This is a genomic window from Streptomyces sp. NPDC048416 (genome assembly GCF_043200435.1).
Lineage (GTDB): Bacteria > Actinomycetota > Actinomycetes > Streptomycetales > Streptomycetaceae > Streptomyces.
Genome location: NZ_JBICXU010000034.1, coordinates 67592 through 73735 on the forward strand (window position 1 = coordinate 67592; position 6144 = coordinate 73735).

Annotated in this window: 5 protein-coding genes; 4 read left to right on the forward strand and 1 reads right to left on the reverse strand. The window is 73.2% G+C overall.

Annotated elements, in window-relative coordinates; all coding sequences use genetic code 11:
- Window position 1: 1 nt before the first annotated feature.
- Window positions 2–805 carry an exodeoxyribonuclease III gene (locus ACGFW5_RS30500; RefSeq protein WP_393837542.1) on the forward strand — a complete coding sequence of 268 codons (804 nt, stop codon included), beginning with the start codon at window positions 2–4 and terminating at the stop codon, window positions 803–805.
- Between the two features lie 181 nt (window positions 806–986).
- On the opposite strand, the gene ACGFW5_RS30505 is transcribed toward ACGFW5_RS30500, so the two are convergent.
- On the reverse strand, window positions 987–1607 hold the full coding sequence (locus ACGFW5_RS30505) for a MerR family transcriptional regulator (protein WP_393837543.1): 621 nt from the start codon (window positions 1605–1607) through the stop codon (window positions 987–989).
- Between the two features lie 444 nt (window positions 1608–2051).
- On the opposite strand from ACGFW5_RS30505, the gene ACGFW5_RS30510 reads away from it, so the two are divergent.
- From ACGFW5_RS30510 to ACGFW5_RS30520, 3 genes are read left to right on the forward strand one after another with little or no spacing between them, the layout of a single operon-like run.
- A complete protein-coding gene (locus ACGFW5_RS30510) occupies window positions 2052–3659 on the forward strand; it encodes an NAD(P)-binding domain-containing protein (RefSeq protein ID WP_393837544.1) in 1608 nt (535 codons plus the stop codon).
- Window positions 3656–4690, forward strand: a complete 1035-nt coding sequence (locus ACGFW5_RS30515; protein ID WP_393837545.1) for an alpha/beta fold hydrolase — start codon at window positions 3656–3658, stop codon at window positions 4688–4690. Before ACGFW5_RS30510 ends, ACGFW5_RS30515 begins: the two co-directional genes overlap by 4 nt.
- A complete protein-coding gene (locus ACGFW5_RS30520; RefSeq protein WP_393837546.1) occupies window positions 4687–5577 on the forward strand; it encodes an SDR family oxidoreductase in 891 nt (296 codons plus the stop codon). Before ACGFW5_RS30515 ends, ACGFW5_RS30520 begins: the two co-directional genes overlap by 4 nt.
- Window positions 5578–6144 lie beyond the last annotated feature (567 nt).

Genomic DNA, 6144 nt, shown 5'->3' on the forward strand with positions numbered 1-6144 from the left:
GATGCTCACTGTTACCTCTGTGAATGTAAACGGGCTGCGGGCCGCCGCCAAGAAGGGCTTCGTGGAATGGCTCGGGGGGACCCAGGCCGACGTCATCTGCCTGCAGGAAGTGCGGGCCGAACCCCATCAGCTGCCCGCCGAGGCCGGGGCGCCCGAGGGCTGGTTCGCCGTGCACGCGCCTGCCGCCGCCAAGGGGCGGGCCGGTGTGTCGCTCCTCACGCGTCGCGAGCCCGACCGGGTCCGTACCGGGTTCGGCAGCGCGGAGTTCGACGGCAGTGGGCGCTACGTCGAGGCCGACCTCCCCGGGGTCACCGTGGCCTCCCTCTACCTGCCCTCCGGCGAGGTCGGCACCGAGCGGCAGGACGAGAAGGTCCGCTTCATGGAGGAGTTTCTTGAGTACCTCAAGGGGCTCAAGGCGCGGGCCGCCGCCGACGGGCGCGAGGTCGTCGTCTGCGGCGACTGGAACATCGCCCACCAGGAGGCCGACCTCAAGAACTGGAAGGGCAACAAGAAGAACTCCGGCTTCCTGCCCGAGGAGCGGGAGTGGATGACCCGGGTCTTCGACGCCGCGGACGGTGGCTACGTCGACGTCATGCGCGCCCTGCACCCGGACGTCGAGGGGCCGTACTCGTGGTGGTCCTACCGCGGACGCGCCTTCGACAACGACACCGGCTGGCGCATCGACTACCAGGTCACCACGCCCGGCCTCGCCGAGCGCGCGGTCAAGGGGTTCGTCGAGCGGGCCGCCACGCACGGCGAGCGGTGGAGCGACCACGCGCCTGTCACCGTGGTGTACGACCTATAGGGCCCGGCTGAGGTGGTGCCGCTGAGGTGGTGCCGCCGCCGTGGTGGCGCCGCCGTGGTGGCGGCACCGTGGTTCCGCGCCCGGTTGGTCGCCTGTGGAGTCTCGGGGCGTGGAGGGTGGGGCGCCGTAGGCGTAGGCGTGGGCGTGGGGGCTTACGGTGTCGGGGCGCGGGCGCCCCCTGTCACCCCTCCCGCGACAGGCGCCTGTCCAGGGCCAGGGACAGTTCCGCGTCCACCACCGCCTTCGCCAGGGGCCGCATGCGTTCGGCGTCCTTCGTCGACGTGTGGGTGTGCAGCAGGTCGGTGAAGAGGGCGGCCAGCGCGTCGGCGTGGTCGCGGACTTCGCGGGCCGCCGCCAGCACCGCGGCCAGCGGGACGCCCTCGCGCACCAGGGACGCCGACACGTCCAGGAGGCGGCGGCTGATGTGGACGATCTCCTCGCCCGACACCGCCAGGTACCCCAGGTCGAGCGCGGCGGCCAGGTTCTCCGGGGTGGCCTCGCCCGCGAAGTGGTCCGCCAGCGCCTCGGGGGTCAGGCGTACCGGCGTCTCCTCGGTCGGCTCGACCAGGCCAAGGGCCTCGCCCGCGTCGCGGCCCGACTCGAAGGCGGAGGTCAGGTCGGCGATGCCGGACAGGGTGTGGCCGCGTTCGAGCAGCGCGGAGATCGTACGCAGCCGGGCCAGGTGGTGGTCGTCGTACCAGGCGATCCTGCCCTCGCGGCGCGGCGGCGGGATCAGGCCGCGCTCGCGGTAGAAGCGCAGGGTGCGTTCGGTGATGCCGGCCTTCTCGGCCAGCTCCGACATGCGGTACTCGCGTGCCTGCGCTGGGTGTTGGGCGCCCGACGCCTCTCGCCCGCGCGGCGCCGGGCGGCCCGTACCGGTCCCTTCCCGGGGCGTAACCGCGCGGCCCGCACGGGTCTCTCCGCCCGGCGTCACCGCGCGACCCGTACCGGCCCCCTTCCGCGGCGTAACCGCGCGGCCCGCGCCGCCCGTGCCGGCGGTCCCCCCGCCCGGCGCAGCCGCACGCCCCGCCCCGCTGCCGTCCTCACTTGCCTGGTCTTCAGCCACGCGCCTCAGCCCTTGCCTGGTCTTTAGCCACGCGCCTCAGCCTATGTGGTGCCCGACGGGTGGTACCGGCGGTAACTTTCCCCGCCCGCACCCCTACCGCTCGGTATGTGTCTGCTCTACTCTCCCAACAGTGCCAGTGATTGCTGGCAACGTTGCGGGACCGATCGTGGAGGCAGTGGCATGGCCCAGCACGAGGACGAGCACGAGCGTCAGCCCGAGCCGGGTCGTCAGCCCGAGCCGGGGCACGAGCCCGAGCCGGGGCGCGAGCCCGAGCACGTGCGGGTGGCGGTGATCGGGTCGGGGTTCGGCGGGCTCGGGGCGGCGGTGCGGCTGCGCCGCGAGGGGATCACCGACTTCGTCGTCCTGGAGCGGGCCGGCTCCGTCGGCGGCACCTGGCGCGACAACAGCTATCCCGGGTGCGCCTGCGACGTGCCCTCGCACCTCTACTCCTTCTCCTTCGCCCCCAACCCGGACTGGCCCCGCACCTTCTCCGGCCAGGAGCACATCCGCGACTACCTGGAGCACGTCGCCGACACCTTCGGGCTGCGTCCGCACATCCGCCTCGACCACGAGGTGACGATGATGCGCTGGGACGCCGAGCGGCTGTGGTGGGAGATCGAGGTCGCGGGCGGCACCTCGCTCACCGCCGACGTCGTCGTCTCCGCCACCGGGCCGCTCTCCGACCCCAAGATGCCGGACATCCCCGGGCTCGACACCTTCCCCGGCAAGGTGTTCCACTCCGCGCGCTGGGACCACGACTACGACCTGCGCGGCAAGCGCGTCGCGATGGTCGGTACGGGCGCGTCGGCCATCCAGATCGTGCCCGCGATCCAGCCCCAGGTCGCGAACCTCACCCTCTTCCAGCGGACGCCGCCCTGGGTCATGCCGCGCATGGACCGCGCCATCAGCGGCGCCGAGCGGTGGCTGCACCGCCGGCTGCCCTTCACCGGGGCCGCCCGGCGCGGACTCCTGTGGGGCATACGGGAGTTGCAGGTCAGCGCGTTCACCAAGCGGCCGGGCGAGCTCGGGCTCGTCGAGTCCATAGCCAAGTCCAACATGGCGCGCGCCATCAAGGACCCGGCTCTGCGCGCCAGGCTGACGCCCGACTACCGCATCGGCTGCAAGCGCATCCTGCTGTCCAGCTCGTACTATCCGGCGCTCGCCCAGGACAACGTCGACGTGGTCGCCTCCGGGCTCAGCGAGGTGCGTGGGTCCACCGTGGTGGCGGCCGACGGCACCGAGACCGAGGTCGACGCGATCATCTTCGGCACCGGGTTCCACGTCACCGACATGCCGATCGCCGACCGCGTCGTCGGCGCCGAGGGGCACACGCTCGCCGAGTCGTGGAAGGACGGGATGCAGTCGCTGCGCGGCGCGACCGCGGCCGGGTTCCCCAACTGGATGACGATCATCGGGCCCAACACCGGCCTCGGGAACTCCTCGATGATCCTCATGATCGAGTCCCAGCTCTCCTACCTGGCCGACTACCTGCGGCAGTTGAACGTCCTCGGCGGACGGGTCGCCCTCGCCCCCAGGACCTCCGCCGTCGGCGCGTGGAACCGGCGGGTGCAGGAACGCATGAAGCGCACCGTGTGGAACACCGGCGGCTGCACCAGCTGGTACCTCGATGCCAACGGCCGCAACACCACCGTCTGGCCGGGTACCACCAGTGAGTTCCGCCGTGCGACGCGCGAGGTCGATCTCGGCGAGTACGAGGTCGTACGCGCCCACGTCGCCCAGCCGGTCTCCGCGCAGGAGCCCGCCGAGGCGTCGGCGGTGTCCGCGTGAGCCGGGCCGGTGCCGGTGCCGGTGCCGGGGCCGTGCGCCGCGGGGTGTACGCGCCGCCCGCGCCCGACCGCGTACTGACCGCCCACTCCGCCGACGGCACCCCGCTCCACGTCGAGGTGCACGGGCCCGCCGACGCGCCCGCCGTCGTCCTCGCGCACGGCTGGACCTGCTCGACCGCGTTCTGGGCCGCGCAGATCCGGGCGCTCGCGGGGGAGTACCGGGTCATCGCCTACGACCAGCGGGGCCACGGGCGTACGGCCGCCGCCGAGGTCTGCTCCACCGACGTGCTCGCCGACGATCTGGAAGCCGTGCTCGACGCGGCGCTCGCGCCGGGCGAACGGGCGGTGCTCGCCGGGCACTCCATGGGCGGCATGACGCTGATGGCCGCCGCGGACCGGCCCGGTCTGCGTGCGCATGCGGCCGCCGTCCTGCTGTGCAGCACCGGCGCCTCCCGGCTGGTCGCCGAGTCGCTGGTGCTGCCGATGCGGGCCGGTCGGGTACGCACCTGGCTCACCCGCCGGGTCCTCGGCTCGGGCGCGCCGCTCGGGCCGGTCACGCCGCTCGCCAAGAAGGTCCTGCGGTACGCCACGATGGGCCCCGGGGCGTCCCCGGACAAGGTCGAGGCGTGCGCCAGGATCGTGCACGCCTGCCCGCGCGGGGCGCGCCAGGCCTGGTCGCAGGTGCTGGCCGAGCTCGAAGTGGGCGCCCTGGTAGGAGAGTTGAGGGTGCCCACCGCTGTCGTCGCGGGCAGCGCGGACCGGCTCACGCCGCCCGTGCACGCGCGGTGGCTCGCCGAGGCGCTGCCCGACTGCCACTCGCTCGACGTGCTCACCGGCGTCGGACACATGACGCCCGTCGAGGCGCCCGAGTTCATCACCGAGAAGATCCATGAGCTGGTCCGGACGCATCTGGCCGCCCCGGCGGATGCCGGTGCCGGTGCCGGTGCCGGTGTCACCGTCCAGGCCGATGCCGCCGTTCATGTCCAGGCCGATACCGATGCCGATGCCGATGCCGAGGAGAGTGCCGTATGAGCAGGGTCAGTCTTGAAGGACAGGTCGCAGTCGTCACGGGCGCGGCGCGCGGCGTCGGCGAACTCCTCGCGCGCAAGCTGTCCGCTCGCGGGGCCCGGGTCGCGCTCGTCGGGCTCGAACCCGATGAGTTGAAGCGGGTCGCGGCGCGGCTGCACACCGAGGCCGAGGCCTGGTACGCGGATGTCACCGACCACGAGGCGATGGCTCGGGTCGCCGTCGAGGTCAAGGAGCGGTTCGGCAAGGTCGACATCGTCGTCGCCAACGCGGGCGTCGCCTCCGGCGGGCCGTTCGTCGACTCCGACCCCGACGCGTGGCGCCGCGTCATCGAGGTCAACCTCATCGGCGGGGCCGTCACCGCGCGGGCCTTTTTGCCCGTCCTGATGGAGTCGCGCGGGTACTTCCTCCAGATCGCCTCGCTCGCGGCGATCACACCGGCGCCGATGATGACGGCGTACTGCGCGTCCAAGTCCGGGGTCGAGGCGTTCGCGCACAGCCTGCGCGCGGAGGTCGGCTACAAGGGGGTGCGGGTCGGGGTCGGGTACCTGTCGTGGACCGACACGGACATGGTGCGCGGGGCCGACCAGGACGACGTGATGCGTGAGCTGCGCTCGCGGCTGCCGTGGCCGTCGAACCGGACGTATCCGCTCGGGCCGGCCGTCGACCGGATCGTCGCGGGGATCGAGCGTCGTTCTTCGCATGTGTACGCGCAGTGGTGGCTGCGGGGGATGCAGTCCGTGCGGGGGTACTTGCCGGGGGTCATCGGGGCGGTGGGGGCGCGGGAGATGCGGCGGTTCGAGCCGCGGCTCGGGTCGGTGTCGCGGGGGCTCGTCGGGGCGGGTGGCTCCGCCGACGAACACGCCCGGGCCACCCGCACCTCCCGCCCCTGACGCACGCGGCTGCGCCGCGGTGGGGGCGGACGCCCCAGCACGGTCCGCACCCGTAAGCGCCGGGGTTCCTGGGGCTCTGCCCCAGACCCCGTTCGCGCCTTGAGGGCGCTCGTCCTCAAACGCCGGACAGGCTGAGGGTGTGCGTGCCGGGCGGCGCCGAGTAGTTGAGGGGCGCGGGGAACTGCGCGGGTGCCCCAGCACGGTCCGCGGATGAAGGCGGCGGGGTTCCTGGGGCTTCGCCCCAGGCCCCGTTCGCGCCTTGAGGGCGCTCGTCCTCGAACGCCGGACAGGCTGAGGGTGTGCGTGCTGGGCGGCGTCGAGTAGTTGAGGGGCGCGGGGAACTGCGCGGGTGCCCCAGCACGGTCCGCGGGTGAAGGCGGCGGGGTTGCTGGGGCTTCGCCCCAGGCCCCGGGGGGTGGCCCCACCCTGCCCCTTCCCGAAACCCTCCGGGGGCGGGCTTCGCCCCAGGCCTCGTTCGCGCCTTGAGGGCGCTCGTCCTCGAACGCCGGACAGGCTGAGGGTGTGCGTGCTGGGCGGCGTCGAGTAGTTGAGGGGCGCGGGGAACTG

Coding starts and splice junctions, on each gene's coding strand:
- ACGFW5_RS30510 (WP_393837544.1), top strand. CDS start 2,052: ATGGCCCAGCACGAGGACGAGCACGAGCGTCAGCCCGAGCCGGGTCGT.
- ACGFW5_RS30500 (WP_393837542.1), top strand. CDS start 2: ATGCTCACTGTTACCTCTGTGAATGTAAACGGGCTGCGGGCCGCCGCC.
- ACGFW5_RS30505 (WP_393837543.1), bottom strand. CDS start 1,607: ATGTCGGAGCTGGCCGAGAAGGCCGGCATCACCGAACGCACCCTGCGC.
- ACGFW5_RS30520 (WP_393837546.1), top strand. CDS start 4,687: ATGAGCAGGGTCAGTCTTGAAGGACAGGTCGCAGTCGTCACGGGCGCG.